Raw genomic sequence first — 20,535 nt, 5'->3', positions numbered from 1 at the left:
GAAGATAGCCATGAGTTCAGATGCGACCAAACCCAAAAAGCCCACGCTATTTCAGGTCATCGGCAGCGTCGTTGCGGCGGCTTTCGGTGTCCAAAGCTCCGCAAATCGCGAGCGCGATTTCGCGTCTGGCTCGGCCAAGACTTATATCATCGGAGGCATAATCTTCACGGTGCTGTTTGTGCTCGCCATCATGACCGCGGTCAATCTGGTGATCAAATCCGCCGGGACTTAGAAACGCTTCGGCAGCGACATCATCGCGAACCCCGCCGCTTCGTCCGCGGGGTTTTTTCTTGTGTGCCCGGCACGGGCGCACTCTTGCGGGAGCAAGTCCCGCCGTAAGTTGATCACAGCGAACGAAGCGAAGCGCAACTGCATGAGGGTGACCGAGCGTGGGGAGGAAGCGTGGAGCGAAGCTGCGAGCCGATGGACAAGAACCGGATAGAAGGCGCTGCCAAGCAGGGCGAGCGGGCAAGATTCCGTGAAGCTCTTGTGATCAAGGCGAAGTGGCGTAAATCCGGCGGTTGTGCAGCGAAGGCGTGCGTTCTTACCCGGGGAGATCTCGCCTTGTGCCTGAAAGGGCGACGTGGAGACGCGGAGCGAGAAGTCAGCAGAGGCCGTAGTAGCGCCAGCAAGGGGGCGAAGGGCCGAACGAGAAGGCGTGTTCGAAACCATGCCAACAAGGGCGCGGCAGGCGTGGACGGACTGGACATCGACCAGACGGCACGTCACCTCGTCACGGCGTGGCCGGCGCTACGGGAACGACTGCTGCGGGGGACGTACCGGCCCAGTCCGGTACGACGGGTGACGATCCTGAAACCGGATGGAGGCAGCCGTGAGCTTGGCATCCCGACGATCACGGATCGGCTGATCCAGCCAGCGCTGCTGCAAGTGCTGCAACCGCGACTCGCCCCGACCTTCAGCGAACACAGCTATGGCTTTCGACCTCTGGGCGACCGTGCGCACGACGCGATCCTTGCGGCGCAAGCGTACGTGCAATCGGGGCGGCGCATCGTGGTGGATGTTGATCTGGAGACGTTCTTCGACCACGACAATCACGACATCCTCATCGGCCGGCTGAGGAAGCGCATCGACGATGCCGGAGTCATCCGGCTGATCCGTGCCTATCTCAGCAGCGGCATCCTGAGCGATGGCGTCGTGCTGGAACGGTATCAGGGCACGGCGCCAGGCGGGCCGCTGTCGCCGCTTTTGGCCAACGTGCTGCTGGATGAAGTGGATAAAGAACTGGAGACGCACGGCCACTGCTTTGTGCGCCACGCCGATGACTGCAACGTATATGTGCGCAGCCGAGCAGGCGGCGAGACGCGTGGCGCAGAATGCGCAATGCTGGTGGCGAAACAGTGCGGGAGAACTCAATCGGGTGCTCACCGTCGCCTATTTCGACCAACTCGGCTTGCCCCGTCTCTCCTGAGGTACTCCTCGAACCGCCCGGTGCGGACCCGCATGCCGGGTGGTGTGGGAGGCGCGCAGCCTATAGCAGCCTATAATGGCCGTTCCCTATCCCGATTGAACGGGGGCGGGTCGAGAACGGTTTCGCCGGTTGCGCGGGATCGGTTGACGAGCCCTCGGCCAAGCGTGGCATCCTGCCGGGCATCGAGCGCCGCCAACGCTGGGAACTCAACAACCGGGCCGAAGTGTCGGTACCTGGCGACCTGACAACAAGGGCGGCAGATGCGGCGATTCAAGTCATCACAGCAAGCCCAACGATTCGAAAAAATAGCGATGCGTGGAGGCATGAACTTGGTCCATTCAAAATGAAGGGTCGGTATATGAAAGAGAAACGTCTTATTCTGAAGTTCCGTTCTGTGGTGCCAGTGCTCATCCTGGCGCACGGGGTTTCTAATGCGATGCCCGGCATGGACATGCCGGGCGGTAGGGGTAGTGAAGCGGCTCCGCCGATATCGGAGAGCATGGGCAAACCACTCAACTCGGAAGGTGCGGACTTCGAGATCACTTACAGCGCCGACGGCAAAACCGCCATCTTCACCTCGACACGCCCGGGCAGTATTGAATCGCCCGGGAATCCCTACAACTTCGACATCTGGATGTCCCGCTATGAGAAGGGCGCCTGGCAGACGCCCATTCATTTGGGATCGGGCATCGACCCTACTGTGGGACCGAACATCAACACGTCCGCCTGGGAACTGGAGCCGAGTTTCTCCGATGACGGAAATGTCATTTACTTCACGAGATATGAACCGGGCAATCTGTCTACCGGCGATCTCTACATCGCTCAGAAAGTCGATGGCGTGTGGCAGCCGGCCAGAAACTGGAACGACGTTCCCGAATTGCCGCACATCAATACGCCGACCGGCGAGGAGCACTGCCCGATCATCGCCTCCGCCAGCCTGATTTATTTCAGCTACCAACAGCCGGGAGTCACGCAAGACAGCGACATCTGGAAGGTCGAGAAGAGGGACGGCGTCTGGCAGAAGCCAGAGAGCCTGGGTTCGAGCGTACCGCGACCATATGCACTGGACCGGACTGTCAAAAGACGGCAAAGGCCTCATTGTCACCAGCACGCGGCCTGACCTCGGCTCGCGGGGCGGGCATGACGAGTGGATCGCCTACCAGAATCCGAAAGGCGAATGGCAGGAGCCGTTGAACCTCGGCGATACCATCAATACCGCCGGCGAAGGCATGTGCTGGACCTTCACTCCCGATGGCAAGAAATTCACCGGAGGTTGGGGACCGCAAGGCTCTTACGATCTCGACATCCGATGGGTCAGCAAGGATGACGTTCCCCTGCTGAAGAACTTCGAGCCTATCGGTCCGCCGCCCAACCTGCTCGCCAGCAGCAGGGCAAAGCAGAAGAATATCAAGTAATTGCACTAACCTATATCAAGAACCCGCTGGTCTCGGCGGCGCATTCTCGAAGATGGCAAAGGGACGGCGGTTTGCTTGTGAAAGGCGCTGTCGACGCGTCGATGAGTTAACGGGCTCTATCGCCGCGCCTTCGGCCGTCAGGGGCGCTCGGTCTCGGCCGCCGCGGATTCGGCGTCGGGTTCCGCCAACAGCGTGCGCTTGACCAGGAATATGGCCGTCATGGGCAGCGCCAGTCCGACGACGGCGACGGTGATGAACAGCGCGCCCAGTTCGCCATAATCGGCTGGCGTTTCCACCGTGCCGGTGGCTGCATTCTTGACCTCGCGCGTGACGGAGTACGCCTGATTGAGATATTTGGTGCCGAGTTGGGAGAGCGAAAGGGCCAGATTGGTAAAGGCGGCCATGACGGCGAAATAGGTCGCCTTGAGCTTTTCCGGAGCCGAGTTCGCGATCCATGCCAGCATCGGAATCATCGCGATCTGGCCCAGGGGCGATTCGAGCGCCGTGTCGATCAGGGCGATGAACCGGGCGTCGACCACGCCGCCGGTGTGAGCGGCGGTCCAGTGGTGGAATCCGTAGAACATCGCGATGTTGGGCAGGAAAAGGACGGTGCCGGCTATGGTTAGAACCGCGTAAATATAGGTAATGGAGCGTTCCGCCATCAAGCGCCGGAAGATAAACATGCCGAGCAGCGTCAGTGCGCTGGCGACCAGGGAAAGCCGGGATATGAACTGCTGATCGAAGCCGAGTTCGTCGATCATCCACCAGGTCGAACCGGCCCCGGTCGTAGGAATGGCGCGGAATGCGAAGATCACGATAGCCGTGGCGTAGAGTTCGTTCCAGGCACGCTCGGGGAGATCTTGGGTCAAGCGCCGCATCAGGAACAGCACGATGGCGAGCGAGCCGGAGAAAACGATTTCCTCGTTCAACGGCACGGCGGCCAAACCCATGACGACCGAGAACAGGACGAATACCAGGCCGCCGCCCAGAATCCACCAGTTGGCCTCGGGCAATTCGCCGACGGGTCTCGCTATCAGCCGCTCGATCTGATCCATTTCGAAACCCTGGGCGGCAAGCCTTTGCACGTCGCGCCAGTGCAGAACGGCGGCCAATGCCACGCCGAGCACCGAAACGGCCGGGATGATCAGCGCCAGGCGGTAAATCTGAAGATAAACCGCGGCCTTTTCCGCCGTACTCAGATTCTCGACGCCGCTGAAAAGGTACACGTTGACCGCCGCGACCAGCACGGTGCCGCCGATGATCGCAACCCTGCCCAAGGTCTGCATGGTGGTGTGGGACAGACGGATCTGTTCGTCCGGGATGGGCCGGCCTTCACGGTCGGCGCGCGGCACCGCCTCGACGGTCATGGCGTCCGCCACGGTATCCTGCAGCACATACCCGATGGGCGCCAGCAGGGACGAAAGAACGTACCAGGTTTCGATCGGCAGCAGCTCGCGCATGGCATCCGGGCTGCCGAGCAAACCGATCATGATCCAAAGACTGGCGAAAATCAGCCCGGCGCCGAGCACGATGAGGCCGGATTTATGGCGCCAGATCAGGTCCACCAGATGACCCAGCGGCATCTTCAAAGTCCAGGGCAGCATCATCCAAAAGCTCAGCGCCGCCAGGAACTCCGCGGACAAGCCGAGATATTCCTTGACGAAAAAAGTGCCCACGATGCCGGTCAGCCCGGAAATGCCCGCGGCCATGTAGACCATGAGGGGCGGAAGATAGCTCAGCCGCATCTGGCGGCCGAGATCGAAAACATTGCGGTCTAGCCACTCTTTCCAATGCATGAGAATCTCTCCGTAATCGAGTTTCCAGCGATTGTAGAGCAAACGCTCCGAGGATTTTGCACGGATTTGGCTCGGGCGGCCGTTTCCGGCAGGGTTTTCTCGGCGGAGCCGGTTTACCTCATGGCGCGATTCTGATAGAACCGGATCGGTGAACGCGGATGCGGCGCGCTGGCCTGTGCGCCGGAAGCCCGCGCAAGACGACATCAAACCATTCCAGAAAATCGGAGGCCCGGCATGAAATCGCAGTCCCTGGCACAAATGCTCAAGATCCTTTTGTTCGGCGCGCTGATCGGCGGGATAGTCCCGAACGAGGCGTCGGCCGGCAATGTCGTGGCCGAGGATGCGCTGGACCGGGCGCTTCAGGGCGATCACCAGGATTCCGGAAACCGCGAACGGGATCGATACCGGCATCCCAAGGAAACCTTGCGCTTCTTCGGCCTCCGGCCCGATATGACGGTCGTGGAAATCTCGCCCGGGCGCGGTTGGTACACGGAAATTCTCGCGCCGGTCTTGCGCGCCGAAGGAAAGCTCTACGCGGCCGGTTTCGGGCCGGTTCGACCCGGGATGCCCGAGTACGCCGTGAAGATGCAGAAAGCGTATGAGGCCAAACTCGAGGCGAGACCGGATGTCTATGACCGGGTCGTTCCGACTTCGATGCAGAATCCCGAACAGGCCGATTTCGCGCCGCCGGGCACGGCGGATCTGGTGCTGACCTTCCGCAACGTGCACAACTGGATGGCGGATGGCACGGCGGACGGCATGTTCAAGGCCATGTACCGGGCTTTGAAGCCGGGCGGCACGCTCGGCGTGGTCGAACATCGCGCCAAGCCGGGCACCTCGCTCGAGGACATGAAGAAGAGCGGCTACGTGACCGAGGATCATGTGATCGCTTTGGCCGAGAAAGCCGGTTTCAAATTGGCCGACAAGTCCGAGATCAACGCCAATCCCAAAGACACCAAAGACTACCCGGAAGGCGTATGGACCCTGCCGCCGAGTTTGCGCCTGGGCGAAAAAGACCGGGATCGCTATCTTGCGATCGGAGAGAGCGACCGGATGACGCTCAAGTTCACCAAATAGAGGTTTGGAGCGCTTTGGCCGCAGGTTTAGGCTGCCGCTTCAGTCTATCGTGACGGCGTCGGCGCGTCGCCCGGCGGAAGGGTTCTCGCATAAGGGCCGCACCCGCCGATCTCAGCCATTTGGCTCTCGATCCAGCGCTCCGCTTGCCGGTTGATTTCGCTGGAACTCAGCGTCGCGGAATCGATCGGCGGACCGATGCGCACCTGAACGACGCCCGGGAATTTCAGAAATCCGTTGCGAGTCCAGTATTCGCCGGCGTTGTGGGCGACCGGAACCACCGGACAGCCGGCGCGGTGAGCCAGTGTTCCGCCGCTGGAACCGTAGTGTCCCTTTTGCCCGGGCGCGACGCGGGTTCCTTCGGGGAAAATGACGACCCAGCGGCCGCTTTTCAGTCGCTTTTCGCCATCCCGCAGGATCTGCTTCAGGGCGGCGGATTTCGCTTGGCGGTTGATCGCGATCGGCTCCAGGGTCGTCATGGCCCAGCCCCATACGGGAATGCGCAGCAATTCGCGCTTCAGGATGAACACCACGGGCGGGAATAGGGCTTGCAAAGCCAGCGTCTCCCAGGCCGATTGATGCTTGCAAAGAATGACGCCGTTTCGCTCGGGGATGTTATCGAGTCCGTGTACCTCGTGCTTCAGGCCGCAGACGGTTTTCAACACCCAGAGGTTGAAACGCACCCACAGATTGGCGAGGGCGTAGCGGGTTTCGAACCGGAGCGGATAGGCGGCCAGCAGCACCGGCCCGAGCAGCAGGGTCGACAGGACTTGGCCGGCGAAATAGACGGTCGAACGCAAATAGACGCTAATCAGCATTGAAAAGGATGTATTGGGACGCTGCATAGAGATCGGGAAAGATAGGAATATCGAGATCGGAATGGCGAGCCAGAGTCCTCATGCCTTTGCCGGTTTCTACCAGAACGGGGTGCGCCCCGGCCGCCCGGGCGGCCTGAAGGTCCCGGAAAGAATCGCCCACCGCCGGCACCGTCTTTAGATTGATCCGATATTTCTCGGCAAAGGCGCGGAACAAGCCCGGTTCGGGCTTGCGGCAGCCGCAGCCGTCCTCCGGGCCGTGCGGACAGAAGAAAATTTCCTCGATTCGGCCGCCCGCGGACTCGACGGCAGCGCACATTTTCCGGTGGATGTTTTCCAGCGTCGCCAGATCGAACAGTCCGCGGGCGATGCCCGATTGGTTGGTCAGGACCACGATGCGAAAACCGCCTCGGGTCAAAAGCGCTATTCCTTCCAGGCTGCCGGGGATGGGCTCCCATTCGTCGGGAGACTTGATGTAAGCGTCGGAATCTTCGTTGACGACGCCGTCGCGGTCGAGAATGACGAATTTCGACACGATGTGGGACCCGCTATCCCTGGAGTTTCGAGATGTCGGCGATATCGAGGAACAGTCCTTCGACGATCGCGAGGAGTCCCAGCCGGTTGCGGCGAAGCTCGGCGTCCTCGGTCATCACCATGACGCTGTCGAAGAAGGCGTCCACCGTTTCCCGGAGCTGCGCCAGACGGCACAAGGCCGCCGTATAGTCCCGTTCGTGCAGCAGCGGCAGAACGTCCTCCTTGGCTTTCCGGGCAGCTTCCAGAAGATGCTTCTCTTCGGTTTCCGTCAAAACGTGATCGTCCACGTTGGCAACGATCTCCTCTTCCGCCTTGCGCAGAATGTTGCGGATCCGCTTGTTGGCCGCGGAAAGGCTCTCGGCGGCGGCCAGTCGGCGGAATTCGCGCACGGCTTTCAGGCGTCGGCCGAAGTCCGGCAATCGGGCCGGCCTGACCGCCAGAACGGCCTCGAACTCGTCGTGGCGGACGCCGCGCTCCAGGCAATATCCGCGGAGCCTTTCGAGCATGAAGTCGTAAACGCTTGCGCGAACGCTTTCCGCGTCGAAATCATGGGTAAATTGGGCCAGCGCCGAATCCAACAGCTCCGGAAGATCCAGATCCAATTCCGCTTCGAGCAGGATGCGAATGGCGCCTAGAGCGGCGCGGCGCAAGGCGTACGGGTCTTTGTCGCCGGTCGGGATCAGGCCGGCGCTGAAGATGCCGGTCAAGGTATCGATCTTTTCGGCCAGGGCCAGCATCAGGCCGGTGCTCGTTTGCGGCAGGGGACCGCCGGACACCTTGGGCAGATACTGTTCCTCGATGGCGGCGGCGATCTCCTCCGGTTCTCCCTCGGCCAGGGCATAATAACGGCCCATGATGCCCTGCAATTCGGGGAATTCGCCGACCATCAGGCTCAGCAGGTCGGCCTTGGCCAGCAGAGCCGCCCGTTCGACCCAGGCGCTTTCCGTATTCAGACGTTCGGCTATGACGACGGCCAGGTTCTTGACCCTTTCGGTCTTGTCGAGCAGCGATCCCAGAGTTTTTTGGAAGGTGATCTGCGCCAGATCGGGCACCCGGCTTTCGAGAGTTTGCCTGCGGTCCTGATTCCAGAAGAATTCGGCGTCGGACAGGCGAGGGCGCACGACCCTTTCGTTTCCGGCCCGAATCGTTTCCGGGTTGCGGCTGTCCAGATTGCTGAAGGTGATGAAGTAGGGCAGCAGACCGCCTTCTTTATCCTTCACCGGAAAATACTTCTGATTCGCTTGCATGGTGGTGATCAGCACTTCCGGCGGAAGGGCGAGGTAGCGGGCGTCGAACCCGCCCAGAATCGGCACCGGCCATTCGACCAGGGAGGCGACTTCGTCCAAGAGATCGGCCTCGATATGGGCGCAGCCGTCCACGCCAGCCGCGACGGTTTCGGCCGACGCGCGGATTTTGGTCTTGCGGGCCTCGAAGTCGGCGACGACGAAGCCTTCGCTCAGGAGTTTTTCGGCATATTCGCCGGGTGCGTTCAAACTCAGGCCGTCCGGGTGGTGGAATCGGTGACCGTAAGTCGTGCGGCCCGTGGATACGCCGAGAATTTCGGCCTCGATCACGTCGCTGCCGAACAAGAGCACGATCCAGTGTACCGGACGCACGAATTCGGCGGTGCCGGCTCCCCAGCGCATGCGCTTGGCGATGGGCAGGGCGGCCAGCGACTGGTGCAGAATATCCGGGATCAAATCCTCGGTCCGGCCGCCCTTGACCTCTTGGCGAAAGCCGATCCAAGCGCCCTTGTCGGTTTCGAGGGTCGTAAGCTGTTCGAGCGTGGCGCCGCAGCTCTTCATGAAGCCTTCCAGGGCTTTGGAGGGCGAGCCGTCCGGCTGATAAGCGGCGTTGAGCGCCGGACCGCGCCTTTCGACGGTCTGATCGGGCTGGGCGGTTGCCAGGCCTTTCACCCATAGCGCAAGCCGCCGCGGCGCCGCATAGGGCACGACGTCATGAAAGCTCAGCGCGGCTTTGGCGAGACCGCTCTCGACGTTGGCCTTCAGCGCCTGGCTCAATGCAAGCAGGGACTTGGGCGGCAATTCTTCGGTGCCGAGTTCGAACAGCAGATCGCGCGCTTCACTCATCGTCGGCGCTCCTCGAATTCAGCAGCGGAAAACCGAGTTTTTCGCGGCGCTGGTAATAGGCTTCCGCGACCGACTTGGCCAGGTCGCGGACACGGAGGATGTAGCGCTGGCGCTCGGTGACCGATATGGCCCGACGCGCGTCCAGCAAATTGAAGGAGTGCGAGGCTTTCAACACCATTTCGTAGGCGGGTAGGGGTAAATCCTGCGCGATCAGTTTTTGACATTCGCGCTCGTAAGTATCGAAGCAGCCGAACAAGAATTCGGTGTCGGCATGCTCGAAATTGAAGGCCGACATTTCCACCTCGTTCTGGCGATAAACGTCGCCGTAGGTCACGGGTCCGTTCGGCCCCCGGGTCCAAACCAGGTCGAACACGCTTTCGACGCCTTGCAGGTACATGGCGATACGTTCCAGGCCGTAGGTGATCTCGCCGCTGACCGGCCGGCAGTCGAGTCCTCCGACCTGCTGGAAATAGGTGAACTGGGTGACTTCCATGCCGTTCAGCCAGACTTCCCAACCCAGTCCCCAGGCGCCCAAAGTCGGCGATTCCCAATTGTCTTCGACGAAACGGACGTCGTGCTCCAGAAGATCGAAACCGAGAAAGCGGAGCGATCCCAGATACAGTTCCTGGATATCGGGCGGATTCGGCTTGAGAATGACCTGAAACTGGTAATAGTGCTGGAGCCGGTTGGGATTTTCGCCGTAACGCCCGTCGGTGGGCCGGCGGGAAGGTTGCACGTAGGCGGTGTTCCAGGGCTCCGGGCCGATGGAGCGAAGGAATGTCGCGGGGTGGAAAGTGCCCGCCCCGACCTCCATGTCCAAAGGCTGCATGATGACGCAGCCCTGTGCCGCCCAATACTCCTGAAGCGCCAGGATCAATCCCTGAAAAGTGGAGACGTCGCGTTTAGCTATGGTTAGACTGGCCACAACGGTTTCGGATAGTTGATCAAAGTCGGCGATTATATCCCGAAATGACGATAGCACCGATCGTTGCGGCGACGGATTGTGCCGCCGGAAGGTCGGCGACAAAATACCGCGTCTTGAGAATTCGCGAACTTAGTTTAGAGGGTCTATGAAAGTCATCGGTTTTAATCATGCCTCATTGCTTGTCAGCGACTTGGATGCCTCGCGGCGGTTCTACGAGGGCATTCTCGGACTGACGCCCAGCGACAAGCGTCCCCGCTTGCCCTTCGACGGCGTTTGGTACGAGATCGGCGAGCAGCAGATCCATTTGCTCCAGGTACCGAATCCCGATGCAGGGGCGAAGCGCCCGGAACACGGCGGACTCGACCGCCACGTCGCCCTGAACGTCGCGGACCTGGCAGCGATCAGACGCGATCTCGACCAAGCCGGCGTGCACTACACCCTGAGCCGATCCGGCCGCCCGGCGCTGTTCTGCCGGGATCCGGACAACAACACCTTCGAACTGATCGAGCGGCCGGCTTAAGACTCGTTCGGCGACGCCGCCTTGACCCTGAATCGCCCCGGCGTCCGGCGCCGGGAGGGCGCAGAGACCGTTTTTTTCGGGTTTCGGGGCGCGGCGACCGCGGATTCCGCTGCTTTTCGGTTGCCGCTCGCCTGAAAGGTTGATGAAAGGTTCGGACCATAAAATGGTTTTCCAACATGCTCGTAGCGGCATGGGTGAATCCGCGCAATGGCGAATTGCGGCCGCGCCGATTCGGTTTGGCAGGGTAGCCGTGCCAGAGTATTCCTTCGCTTAGTTGAAACCCGCTGACAGGGACAAATATGACGGGATGCATCAGTGTGCGGTTGCTTTTCGAGCCCGCTTCTCCGGGCCGAAAGGCCGATAGCGCTCCCCGAGACCATAACTGACGGATCGCCATTCCGCGGAAAGGAGACCCAGCCAAACGTCCCTCCGGGCTCCGCGAGCTTATCGACCCGATACGATGAGGCGTTTCCCCATGATACATAAGCATTTTCATTATTATTTGAGCCACCTGCGCAACGACATTCCCGCGGGCATCGTGGTTTTCCTGGTCGCTTTGCCGCTCTGTCTGGGGATCGCCCTCGCTTCGGGCGCTCCGCTGTTTTCCGGGATCATTTCCGGCATCGTCGGCGGCCTGGTGGTCGCCTGGGCGAGCGGTTCGCAGCTGAGCGTGAGCGGTCCCGCGGCGGGCCTTACCGTCATCGTCTTCAACGCCATCGACACGCTGGGCAGCTTCAAGGTCTTTCTGTCCTGCGTCGTTCTCGCCGGCGTGATTCAGCTAGGGTTGGGATTTCTCCAGGCCGGGGTGATCGGCGCCTATTTTCCGGCGGCCGTCATCAAGGGCATGCTGGCCGCCATCGGCTTGATCCTGATCATGAAACAACTGCCGCACGCAGTCGGTTACGACGCCGATTTCGAGGGCGACGAAGCCTTCGTGCAAAGCGATTCCCATACCACCCTATCCGAGATCGCCTATTCGTTGCAGGCAATATCGCCGGGCGCTGCGATTGTCAGTTTCGTCGCGATCGGGATCATGCTGCTCTGGGAAAGCCGATTTTTCAAAAGAAACACGATTCTGTCGCTGATTCCGGGACCTCTGGTCGCCGTCGTTTGGGGGATCGGTTTCAACCTGTATACGCAGCAGTTCGCTGCCGATTTCGCGATCGCCAAAGAACATTTGGTGAGCTTGCCCGCTATCGACGGCGTCCGGGATTTTTTTCGGCAATTCACCCTGCCGGATTTCTCGCAGTGGGCTAATCCGGCGATCTATTCCACCGCCGCCACCCTAGCCATCGTGGCGAGTCTCGAAACCTTGCTGAGCCTGGAGGCGGTCGACAAGCTCGATCCGCTGAAGCGGGTTGCGCCGACCAACCGGGAACTCAAGGCTCAGGGTATCGGAAATCTGATTTGCGGGCTGCTCGGCGGATTGCCCATCACGGCGGTGATCGTCCGCGGCTCCGCCAATGCGAACGCGGGCGGACGCACCAAGATGGCCAGCTTCATCCACGGCGTCATGCTGCTCTTGAGCGTAATGTTCATTGCCCGTTATCTGAATCTTATTCCCCTGGCCTCCCTGGCCGCGATTCTGCTGTTGACCGGCTACAAGCTGGCCAAGCCCAAATTGTTTAAGGAAATGTACGCCAAAGGCGCCAGCCAGATCGTACCCTTCGTCGTGACCATCGCCGCGATCTTGTTCACCGATCTGCTCGAAGGCATGGCCATCGGCATGGTCTGCGGCCTGTATTACGTCATTCGGACCAACTTCCAGGCTGCCATCACGCTGACTCGTCAAGACGACAACTATCTGCTGCGGCTGCACAAGGACGTCTCTTTCTTGAACAAGGCGCTCCTGCGGCAATATCTCGACAGCATCGAAGAAGGCGGCTACGTCATCATCGATACCAGCCGGGCCCAATTCGTCGATCAGGACATTCTCGAAACCATCCAGGATTTCGTGGCGGCGGCCCCGGACGACAATATCTCCGTGGAACTCAAAAAATTGAACGGAAGCTCGAACGCGATTCCGCCAAGGCGGGCTGTCTCTGCCGGGGGAAGATGATTACAGGAGGCCGCCCGTATGCTCGGGCTTGACGACGCTGTCCGCCGGCGCCTTGAAAAAGCCGGTCGGAGGACGATTTTTTCGGCGAATCGGCTGTCCTAATTTTTGATGCGGCGACGCAGGTTCCGCTGAACGGCGGTCGGCCTTGGGATTCACCGAGAGGGTACGAAACGTGATCAGGCGCGAATTCGCTCCGGCCGGAGCGGCGATGCCGGCAGACCTGAGCGTCGGCGGATCAGTACACTCCGGTTCTTTCTCGTCATGAACGACGGCAATCCGATTGATACGGCGCCCGCCGGCGACTCGCGGTTCGATCCCACGCCCGATCCGTTGTGGCGAATCGACGAAGACGGCTTCAATCTGGCGCGGGAGCACGAAATCGAGTCTCTTTTCGCGCTTTCGAACGGTTACGTCGGCTCCCGCGCATCGCTTGCGGAAGGCAGTCCGTTGTCGAATCCGGCCACCTTCATCGCAGGGGTTTTCGATACTCACGCATCCGCTCATGCCGATCCGATTCCGGAGCTGGCCGCGGCGCCCGACTGGATGCGGCTCAACTTGCTGGTCGGCGGGCGCGAGTTTCGCCTCGACCGAAGCCGCTACCTTTGGCACCGCCGCACGATAGACCTGCGTCAGGGCATTCTCTGGCGGGAGTTTCATTATCGAGCCGGAGACGGGGGGGTGGTTCGGGTTCGCGCTTGCCGCATCGCTTCGCTGGCCGATCGGCACGTTCTGTTTCAGGGCGTGAGGCTGAGCGCGGAGGGGCATTTTCCCGGCATTCATCTCCGGGCCGTTACCGAACCCGTAATCGAGCGTCCCGGCCGGGTGTGCCTCACGGCCGAATCCTGCCCAGGGCGGGAAATCGGCGCCAACCGCGGTTATTTGCTTCAATTGTGCACGCAGACCACGGGAATCGATGTCGCCATCGCCGCCGCGGGCCGGCTCCGGATCGACGGCGGCGGAATGATCGCGCCCCGGACGGAGTCGACCCCGGAACGGCATATCGAGTCGTGGGAGCTGGATATCGAGGCCGGCAAAATCTACCGCTTCGACCGGTTGGTCGTGATTTACACTTCTCGCGACTCGGAACGGCCGGCGGAGAGGGCGACGGAGCATTTGCAGAATCTGTTGAATGTGAGTCCCGACAAAACGATCGGCGCTCACGTGCGGGCCTGGACAAAACGTTGGCGCGAGAGCGACGTGGAAATCGACGGCGACGACACGCTGCAAAAGGCCGTGCGGTTCGCATGCTATCACCTGATCGGAGCCGCCAACCCGGAAGACGAGCGGGTTTCCGTCGGCGCTCGGGCCCTTACCGGCGAAGCGTACAAGGGCCATGTCTTCTGGGACACGGAAATCTTCATGCTGCCCTTCTACATATTCACCCATCCGCCTTCGGCGCGGGCGCTCCTGATGTATCGCCACCATACCTTGCCCGCCGCCCGGGAAAAGGCGCGCCGACTGGGTTACCGAGGCGCGTTGTACGCCTGGGAATCGACCGATACCGGCGAAGAGACCACGCCGGGCTACTCCATTACTCCCGACGGCGAGATCAAACCCATCCTCAACGGCGTGCTGGAGCACCATATCAGCGCCGATGTCGCTTATGGCGTCTGGCAATACTGGCAGGCGACCGCGGACGAGCGCTTTCTTCTGCAAGCGGGCGCGGAGATTTTGTTCGAGACCGCGCGATTCTGGGCGAGCCGCGGCGTCGAGGAGGCCGACGGCCGATACCACATTCGCGAGGTCATCGGTCCCGACGAGTACCACGAAGGCGTGGACGACAACGCCTTCACCAACGTGATGGCGCAATGGAATCTGGAATGCGCCGCGGAGGCCGCGCGCTTTCTCGCCGAGCGCCGGCCGGAACTGGCGCGCCGGCACGGCGTGACGGAGGACGAAGCGGAGACCTGGCGGGACTTGGCCCGGCGCCTGTATACCGGGTTCGACGCGCGGACGGGCCTGTTCGAACAGTTTCAGGGGTACTTCGAGCTGGAGGACATCGACCTCGCCCAATACGTTCCCCGCACCTTGCCGATAGACGTGCTCCTCGGACGGGAGCGGACGCAGTTGAGCAAAATCGTCAAGCAGGCCGACGTCGTCATGCTGATCCATCTGTTCTGGGACCGGCTTCCGCCCGAGGCGCGGCAGGCCAATTTCAGCTATTACCTGCCGCGCACCACCCACGGAAGTTCTCTCAGCCCGTCCATCCATGCCGCCGTGGCCGCCCGCTTGGGCGATACGGAGACGGCCATGCGCTATTTTCGCCAGGCGTCGGAAATCGATCTCGCGAACAACATGGGCAACGCCGCCGGGGGCGTTCATGCCGCGGCGCTCGGCGGCTTATGGCAGGCCGTGGTCTTTGGTTTCGCCGGGCTGAGCCTGCGGCCCGAGAGCTTGAGCTTCACACCCCATTGCCCGCCGGGGTGGCGCGCCTTCAGGTTTCCTTTGATCTGGCGGGATATCCGTCTGCATGTGGAAATCCGGCCCGAGGCCGTCGAAATCGCCGCCGAGGGAGGCGAACCGGTGGCGATTCGAGTGGGGGAGACGCCGCCCGCGCGGCTCGCGCCCGGCCGGCGTATTCGCTGGGAATGGAGGCAGGGAACCTGGACGGAGGTTTCGTCATGAGTGTTGAACGTCGGGAAAAGCGTACGGTGGTATTGCCGCTCGACACGACGCCCCGGTCCGCCGCCGTATTATCGGTTGCGAAAACCGTGATTCAGCTCGTGGAGGCGACGCCGTGCATCGTACAGACCGAGCGGCCGATGGCCTCTATCCCCGACCTGAAGGAGAAATTTCCAGCCTTGGAGTCGGTGCTCGCGGACGCCATCTTCGCCCCCTTGCAAGGCGAGCCGGCGCAAGGGATCGTCCGCACGGCCGCAGAGCGGCGCAGTGTGTGCATCGTCTTGGCAATGCGCGAAGGCGGGACGATGCCCGGTAGCGGGCTCGACCCCATCACCGAAGGCGTTCTTCGGGAAATGCCTTGCCCGGTCGTGCTGGTGCCGCCGGAGCGCGGCCCGGCGCCGTGGCGTATCCGGCAGGTCGTGCTGCCTCAGGACGGCACGCCGGAAACCGCCCGCGCGCTGGGACCGGCGATAATGCTCGCCGGGCGCACCGGCGCCAATTTGCTGGTACTGCACGTGTCCGGCGCGCATTCCGTCCCGCCGCGAGCACCCGGCACTCTGACCCCGCCTCAATACGTCGATCAGCCCCAGCACGAATGGCCTGCCTGGGTTCAAGAATTTCTGGAAAGGGTGAGCAGCTTGTCCGGAGAGCCGGTGAAGAGCGGAATCCGGTTGTTCATGGTGCAGGGCGAACCCGGTCCCGAGATCGTGCGATTCACCCGGGTTCACGAGGCCGATCTGATCGTTCTGTCCTGGCGCGGCAAGCTGGCGCCCCACTGCGCGCATACTTTGCGCCATGTACTGCGATACGCGCCGTGCCCGATCCTGGTCCTGCCGAAGAGCTTGAGTTAGCGCGTTTTCAGTACCGGCTGTAGGGGCGACTTCAGTCGCCCCTCACGACCTCCGCGCTGGTACGGCAAGCGCGAAAGCATTTTAGCCGGCCTCCAATTCGGCCAAGTCCTCCACCACGAGGTCGGCGCCCGCTTTTTTCAAGGCGTCGGCATGCCCGGTCCGATCCACGCCGATCACGCAGCCGAATCCGCCCTTTCGGCCGGCCTCGACGCCGGCAATGGCGTCTTCCACCACGACGGCGCGCGCCGGCTGCACACCGATCCGGCGGGCCGCTTCAAGAAACGAATCCGGTTCGGGTTTGCCGCGAAGCCGCATGCGCTCCAGATCCAGCCCGTCGACCCGGGTCTCGAAAAGATCGCTCAAGCGCGCGGCTTTCAAGACTTCGGCGCAATTCCGGCTGGCCGACACGACGGCGGTGGCGAAGCGCCGGGTTCTGAGTTCATGGATCAGGTCGACGGTCGAGGGATAGACGTCGACGCCGCTGCGCTCGAGGAGTCCGAGATAGATCGCGTTCTTTCGGTTGCCGAGCCCGCAAACGGTTTCTTCGTCCGGTCCGTCGCCGGGATCGCCGCAGGGGAGCGTAATGTCGCGCGAGGCGAGAAAGCTCGCCACGCCTTCGTAGCGGGCCTTGCCGTCGATGTAGAGCCGATAATCCGAATCGGCATCGAAAGAGCGGAAGGTCTTTCCGAGGCGAGCCGCGCGGCGCTTCAGGAAATCGTCGAACAGGGCTTTCCACGCGGCTTTATGGAGCGTTGCCGTCCGCGTGATCACGCCGTCCAGATCGAAGATGACCGCATCGTAATCCCGCCGCGAGATAACGCGCGAAGATGGCCGTATGTCCATAATGCCTCGTCAATGCGCATTTGTGTGGTGACTCCGATATGAGGATTAGACCCCGATCCGCGGAAAATTCAGCAGCGGCGGACGGTTTGCCGGTTTTGCTCTCGGGGCGTCGATTCTCGAAATATCCCGAGGATCGCGGGCGCCGGCGGAAGGCTCGTCCCCGTCATCGATGGAACTCGCCGGCCCGCTCCGGCTGATAAATGATCTCCATGATGCGCACTTTGAGAACGCCGCCCCCGGGGCCGGGCCACTCGATCAGGTTTCCCGCGGAAAGTCCCAGCAGAGCGCTGCCGACCGGGGCAAGTATGGAAATTTTGTCGCCGCTGCTGTCGACATCCTTCGGATATACCAGCGTCAGGCAGAATTCCTGTCCCGTCGACTCGATGGCGAAACGCACGGTCGAGTTCATCGTGACCACCGTCGGCGGCACTTGATGCGGCTCGACCACTTCGGCGCGGTCCAGTTCCGCCTGCAATTCGGCCTTGCCGGGGAAAGCGTTTGCCGGAAGCGAGTCGATCAGGTCCTCCAGTCGTTCCAAATCCATTGACGAAACGATAATTTTGGGTTTTTTGTCCATCGGTGTGTCCTCGTCGTTCGGTTCAACGTAAAAATTCATGTGCGGGCGCGGGAGACTTTCGTCCGTCCTGCGCGCATTGTATATGCAGCATCGTACATCTTCCGGGATTTCGCCGGGTCGCCAGGCGGTACGATGCCGAAGATGCGGGTAAAATACGGCCGCTGCTTGAGGTTCGCGGGCTTGCCGTAGCTCCGGGTCCGGCGGTCAAGCATACATTCAAACCGTTGTCCGCCGGTTTGTCCAACATCCTCGGGAACGCGAGACATTCACCCTAAAAACCGCGGTCGAATCGCCGAAACGGCCGCCAGGCCACGCCGGCCGCTGTATGTCCTCTCCCCAACCCCTCTCCCGGAGGGCGAGGGGGCAAACGCTCTGCGCCCGACCTTCAAAACACCCTTTCCCTTGGAGAGAGGGCCGGGGAGAGGGTTTAGGGCTTTTCGGGTTGTTTCCAATGGCCGGATTTAGGGTCATCGTTCCGGTGCATGCCGGGCATTCTACAAGGGCGGGGCGCTGATTCCGAGTGCGTCCACGAGCGTCGCCCTCGAAGATAGGCCGGCATGTCCTCTCTCCAGAAAGGAGAGGGGCGATTGCTCCGGGCCGGCGGTACGCTATGATGGCCGACAATAAGCATTTGATGGGGATATGTCTTTGATCATCAATCAGGTAAAAGGTGTCAGCAAGTCCACCCGAGCCATTTTGGCGGAGCACGGCATTTTTTCGGTCGAAGAATTGGCGAACGCCGATGCCGAGCAACTGGTCAAAATGGCGGGTTTCAACAAAGCCAAGGCCATGCGCATGATTCGGGCGGCCAAGTATCTGGTGGGCGACATGGAGAAGGCGAGCGGCGCCGTCCGGCTGCCGGACAAGCCCGCGGAAGGATCGGCCGAATCCGGTAGCGAAGGCGAAAACGCGGTCAGCTCGGTCGATTTGTCCGACGGGCAGCTTTATATCAATCGCGAGCTGAGTCTTCTGGAGTTCAACCGGCGCGTGCTCGAACAAGCCAAGGACGAACGCACGCCGCTTTTGGAAAGACTGAATTTTCTCAGCATTTCCTGCTCGAATCTGGACGAATTCTTCGAGGTTCGCACCGCCGGGCTGATCCAGCTCGCCGATCTGGGGACGGCCCAGACCGAGCCCGACAGCCTTACGCCGCAGGAGGCCCTGGCCGCGATCGGCGCCCGCGCCCACGAACTGGTGGCCGAGCAGTATCGCGTGTTGAATCAGGTTATGCTGCCGCTGCTGGCGGAGCAGGGCATCCGTTTCGTCCGCAGGAGCGAATGGAATTCCTCCCAGCACGCCTGGCTCAAGATTTATTTCGAAGAAGAACTGCTGCCGATCCTCAGCCCGATCGGCCTGGATCCGGCCCATCCGTTTCCGCGCATCCTGAACAAGAGCCTCAACTTTATCGTGCCGCTGTCCGGTAAGGACGCTTTCGGCCGCGACATCACGCTCGCCATCTTGCAAGCGCCGCGCGCTTTGCCGCGCATCATTCAGTTGCCGCAAGGCGAAACCGAGAGCGGCCCGTACGATTTCGTGTTCCTTTCGTCCATCATTCACGCCTTCGTCGACGATCTGTTCCACGGCATGAAAGTACGCGGCTGCTATCAGTTCCGGGTGACGCGCAACAGCGAAATGTATCTGGACGAAGAGGAGGTCGACGACTTGCTCCGGGCCCTGGAGGGCGAGTTGAGCACCCGCAATTACGGCGACGAAGTGCGGCTGGAAGTGGCCGATAATTGCCCGGACGCGATCGTGGCGTTCCTGCTGAGCCAGTTCGGGCTCGCCGAGGACCGGCTGTACCGGGTGGACGGTCCGGTCAATCTCAGCCGGATCCGCGAAGTCTACGATTTGATCGACCGGCCTGATCTCAAATATCCGCCGTTCATCGCCGGATTTCCGGGGCAGCTCGCCGGCGGGCGGGATATCTTCGAGGCCGTCAGGAAGCAGGACATCCTTCTGCATCATCCGTACGAATCGTTCACCCCCGTCATCGAACTGATCCGGCAGGCGGCCGACGATCCCCAGGTGGTCGCCATCAAGCAGACCTTGTACCGCACTGGGCTGAATTCGCCGATCGTGGACGTGCTCCTCAAAGCCGCCCGGGCCGGCAAGGAAGTCACCGTGGTGGTGGAACTGCGCGCGCGCTTCGACGAGAAGGCCAACATTTCGCTGGCGAACCGGCTGCAGGAAGCCGGGGTGCAGGTGGTCTACGGCATCGTGGGGTACAAGACCCACGCCAAGATGCTGCTGGTGTTGAGGCGCGAGGGACGGCACCTGCGCTATTACGCCCATCTCTCCACCGGCAATTATCACCCGAGCACGGCCCGGCTCTACACCGACTACGGCTTGCTGAGCGCCGATCAGCAACTGGGGGAGGACATCCGTCGGGTATTCGTCCAGCTCACCAGCCTCGGCAAGGTGAGCCGGCTGAACAAGCTGCTGCAATCGCCGTTCACCTTGCACCAGACTTTGCTCAAAAAGATCGACCGCGAGGCCGAGCATGCGCTGGCCGGCCGTCCTGCGCGCATCATCATCAAAGTGAATTCGGTGGCGGAGCCGCAGTTGATCCAGGCGCTTTACCGCGCCTCCATGGCCGGCGTGGAGATCAAGCTGATCGTGCGCGGCATTTGCTGCCTCCGTCCCGGAATACCCGGCGTGTCCGAAAACATCGAAGTCCGCTCGATCATCGGGCGGTTTCTGGAACACAGCCGCGTCTACTGGTTCGAGAACGGCGGCCATCCGGAAGTGTTTCTGGCGAGCGCCGACTTCCTGTCCCGCAACATGTTCCGCCGCGTCGAGACCGCTTTTCCCATCGAAAGCAAGAAACTGGCCGAACGCATCCGGGCCGACCTGGATTGGTATCTCCAGGACGACAGCCAGGCGTGGCTGCTGGGCGCCGACGGAAGCTATCGACGCGCGCAGCCCGACGGGGCCGGTATCCAGGCGCAGACCGTGTTGCTGGAGCAACTCAGGAAAATGAGCTGA

17 protein-coding genes and 1 pseudogene are annotated in these 20,535 nt (G+C 61.6%); 11 read left to right on the top strand and 7 right to left on the bottom strand.

Annotated features, from left to right (window positions below):
* Nucleotides 1–10: 10 nt before the first annotated feature.
* From ACWJKU_RS09455 to ACWJKU_RS09435, 5 genes and pseudogenes are all read left to right on the top strand, one after another.
* Nucleotides 11–232, top strand: a complete 222-nt coding sequence (locus ACWJKU_RS09455) for a DUF2970 domain-containing protein (protein ID WP_454142060.1) — start codon at nucleotides 11–13, stop codon at nucleotides 230–232.
* Between the two features lie 191 nt (nucleotides 233–423).
* Nucleotides 424–1,254 (top strand): annotated as a pseudogene (locus tag ACWJKU_RS09450) (reverse transcriptase domain-containing protein); the annotation flags it as partial.
* Nucleotides 1,255–1,279: 25 nt separating this feature from the next.
* Entirely contained in the window at nucleotides 1,280–1,429 is a 150-nt protein-coding gene (locus tag ACWJKU_RS09445; RefSeq protein WP_454148198.1) for a hypothetical protein, read from the top strand.
* A 358-nt stretch (nucleotides 1,430–1,787) separates the two neighbouring features.
* Nucleotides 1,788–2,549 carry a TolB family protein gene (locus ACWJKU_RS09440; RefSeq protein WP_454142059.1) on the top strand — a complete coding sequence of 254 codons (762 nt, stop codon included), beginning with the start codon at nucleotides 1,788–1,790 and terminating at the stop codon, nucleotides 2,547–2,549.
* A complete protein-coding gene (locus ACWJKU_RS09435; RefSeq protein ID WP_454142058.1) occupies nucleotides 2,488–2,844 on the top strand; it encodes a hypothetical protein in 357 nt (118 codons plus the stop codon). The genes ACWJKU_RS09440 and ACWJKU_RS09435 overlap by 62 nt, the downstream gene beginning before the upstream one ends.
* Nucleotides 2,845–2,981: 137 nt before the next feature.
* On the opposite strand, the gene ACWJKU_RS09430 is transcribed toward ACWJKU_RS09435, so the two are convergent.
* On the bottom strand, nucleotides 2,982–4,640 hold the full coding sequence (locus ACWJKU_RS09430; RefSeq protein WP_454142057.1) for a hypothetical protein: 1,659 nt from the start codon (nucleotides 4,638–4,640) through the stop codon (nucleotides 2,982–2,984).
* Between the two features lie 234 nt (nucleotides 4,641–4,874).
* Between ACWJKU_RS09430 and ACWJKU_RS09425 the strand changes: the two genes are divergently transcribed.
* A complete protein-coding gene (locus ACWJKU_RS09425; RefSeq protein WP_454142056.1) occupies nucleotides 4,875–5,717 on the top strand; it encodes a class I SAM-dependent methyltransferase in 843 nt (280 codons plus the stop codon).
* 44 nt (nucleotides 5,718–5,761) lie between these two features.
* Here the strand turns inward: ACWJKU_RS09425 and ACWJKU_RS09420 are convergent, their stop codons facing one another.
* From ACWJKU_RS09420 to glyQ, 4 genes are read right to left on the bottom strand one after another with little or no spacing between them, the layout of a single operon-like run.
* Complete coding sequence (locus ACWJKU_RS09420; RefSeq protein ID WP_454142055.1) at nucleotides 5,762–6,532, bottom strand: lysophospholipid acyltransferase family protein; 771 nt, start codon at nucleotides 6,530–6,532, stop codon at nucleotides 5,762–5,764.
* Nucleotides 6,522–7,067, bottom strand: a complete 546-nt coding sequence (gmhB, locus tag ACWJKU_RS09415; protein WP_454148088.1) for a D-glycero-beta-D-manno-heptose 1,7-bisphosphate 7-phosphatase — start codon at nucleotides 7,065–7,067, stop codon at nucleotides 6,522–6,524. The genes ACWJKU_RS09420 and gmhB overlap by 11 nt, the downstream gene beginning before the upstream one ends.
* Before the next feature lie 10 nt (nucleotides 7,068–7,077).
* Nucleotides 7,078–9,153 carry a glycine--tRNA ligase subunit beta gene (gene glyS / locus ACWJKU_RS09410; RefSeq protein WP_454142054.1) on the bottom strand — a complete coding sequence of 692 codons (2,076 nt, stop codon included), beginning with the start codon at nucleotides 9,151–9,153 and terminating at the stop codon, nucleotides 7,078–7,080.
* Complete coding sequence (gene glyQ / locus ACWJKU_RS09405) at nucleotides 9,146–10,078, bottom strand: glycine--tRNA ligase subunit alpha (RefSeq protein ID WP_454142053.1); 933 nt, start codon at nucleotides 10,076–10,078, stop codon at nucleotides 9,146–9,148. The genes glyS and glyQ overlap by 8 nt, the downstream gene beginning before the upstream one ends.
* Nucleotides 10,079–10,223: 145 nt before the next feature.
* Between glyQ and ACWJKU_RS09400 the strand changes: the two genes are divergently transcribed.
* The 4 genes from ACWJKU_RS09400 to ACWJKU_RS09385 all read left to right on the top strand — a co-directional run bounded on the left by ACWJKU_RS09400 (nucleotide 10,224) and on the right by ACWJKU_RS09385 (nucleotide 16,130).
* Complete coding sequence (locus tag ACWJKU_RS09400) at nucleotides 10,224–10,598, top strand: VOC family protein (RefSeq protein ID WP_454142052.1); 375 nt, start codon at nucleotides 10,224–10,226, stop codon at nucleotides 10,596–10,598.
* 475 nt (nucleotides 10,599–11,073) lie between these two features.
* Complete coding sequence (locus ACWJKU_RS09395) at nucleotides 11,074–12,657, top strand: SulP family inorganic anion transporter (RefSeq protein WP_454142051.1); 1,584 nt, start codon at nucleotides 11,074–11,076, stop codon at nucleotides 12,655–12,657.
* Nucleotides 12,658–12,918: 261 nt separating this feature from the next.
* Nucleotides 12,919–15,282: a glycoside hydrolase family 65 protein gene (locus ACWJKU_RS09390; RefSeq protein WP_454142050.1), complete on the top strand. Its 2,364-nt coding sequence runs from the start codon at nucleotides 12,919–12,921 to the stop codon at nucleotides 15,280–15,282.
* Nucleotides 15,279–16,130 carry a universal stress protein gene (locus ACWJKU_RS09385; protein ID WP_454142049.1) on the top strand — a complete coding sequence of 284 codons (852 nt, stop codon included), beginning with the start codon at nucleotides 15,279–15,281 and terminating at the stop codon, nucleotides 16,128–16,130. Before ACWJKU_RS09390 ends, ACWJKU_RS09385 begins: the two co-directional genes overlap by 4 nt.
* 81 nt (nucleotides 16,131–16,211) lie before the next feature.
* On the opposite strand, the gene ACWJKU_RS09380 is transcribed toward ACWJKU_RS09385, so the two are convergent.
* Together ACWJKU_RS09380 and rnk are read right to left on the bottom strand one after the other, a co-directional pair.
* Nucleotides 16,212–16,973 carry an HAD family hydrolase gene (locus tag ACWJKU_RS09380; RefSeq protein ID WP_454142048.1) on the bottom strand — a complete coding sequence of 254 codons (762 nt, stop codon included), beginning with the start codon at nucleotides 16,971–16,973 and terminating at the stop codon, nucleotides 16,212–16,214.
* Between the two features lie 163 nt (nucleotides 16,974–17,136).
* Nucleotides 17,137–17,550, bottom strand: coding sequence for a nucleoside diphosphate kinase regulator (rnk, locus tag ACWJKU_RS09375; protein WP_454142047.1), 414 nt, complete (start codon nucleotides 17,548–17,550; stop codon nucleotides 17,137–17,139).
* A gap of 642 nt (nucleotides 17,551–18,192) precedes the next feature.
* Between rnk and ppk1 the strand changes: the two genes are divergently transcribed.
* Complete coding sequence (ppk1, locus tag ACWJKU_RS09370) at nucleotides 18,193–20,535, top strand: polyphosphate kinase 1 (RefSeq protein ID WP_454142046.1); 2,343 nt, start codon at nucleotides 18,193–18,195, stop codon at nucleotides 20,533–20,535.

It is taken from the genome of Methylocaldum sp. MU1018, from assembly GCF_053646775.1.
This window is presented reverse-complemented; position numbering and strand designations above follow the sequence as displayed.

Coding starts and splice junctions, on each gene's coding strand:
- glyS (WP_454142054.1), bottom strand. CDS start 9,153: ATGAGTGAAGCGCGCGATCTGCTGTTCGAACTCGGCACCGAAGAATTG.
- ACWJKU_RS09435 (WP_454142058.1), top strand. CDS start 2,488: ATGCACTGGACCGGACTGTCAAAAGACGGCAAAGGCCTCATTGTCACC.
- ACWJKU_RS09425 (WP_454142056.1), top strand. CDS start 4,875: ATGAAATCGCAGTCCCTGGCACAAATGCTCAAGATCCTTTTGTTCGGC.
- ACWJKU_RS09430 (WP_454142057.1), bottom strand. CDS start 4,640: ATGCATTGGAAAGAGTGGCTAGACCGCAATGTTTTCGATCTCGGCCGC.
- ACWJKU_RS09380 (WP_454142048.1), bottom strand. CDS start 16,973: ATGGACATACGGCCATCTTCGCGCGTTATCTCGCGGCGGGATTACGAT.
- ACWJKU_RS09420 (WP_454142055.1), bottom strand. CDS start 6,532: ATGCTGATTAGCGTCTATTTGCGTTCGACCGTCTATTTCGCCGGCCAA.
- rnk (WP_454142047.1), bottom strand. CDS start 17,550: ATGGACAAAAAACCCAAAATTATCGTTTCGTCAATGGATTTGGAACGA.
- ACWJKU_RS09440 (WP_454142059.1), top strand. CDS start 1,788: ATGAAAGAGAAACGTCTTATTCTGAAGTTCCGTTCTGTGGTGCCAGTG.
- ACWJKU_RS09455 (WP_454142060.1), top strand. CDS start 11: ATGAGTTCAGATGCGACCAAACCCAAAAAGCCCACGCTATTTCAGGTC.
- ACWJKU_RS09390 (WP_454142050.1), top strand. CDS start 12,919: ATGAACGACGGCAATCCGATTGATACGGCGCCCGCCGGCGACTCGCGG.
- ACWJKU_RS09400 (WP_454142052.1), top strand. CDS start 10,224: ATGAAAGTCATCGGTTTTAATCATGCCTCATTGCTTGTCAGCGACTTG.
- ACWJKU_RS09385 (WP_454142049.1), top strand. CDS start 15,279: ATGAGTGTTGAACGTCGGGAAAAGCGTACGGTGGTATTGCCGCTCGAC.
- ACWJKU_RS09445 (WP_454148198.1), top strand. CDS start 1,280: ATGACTGCAACGTATATGTGCGCAGCCGAGCAGGCGGCGAGACGCGTG.
- ACWJKU_RS09395 (WP_454142051.1), top strand. CDS start 11,074: ATGATACATAAGCATTTTCATTATTATTTGAGCCACCTGCGCAACGAC.
- ppk1 (WP_454142046.1), top strand. CDS start 18,193: ATGTCTTTGATCATCAATCAGGTAAAAGGTGTCAGCAAGTCCACCCGA.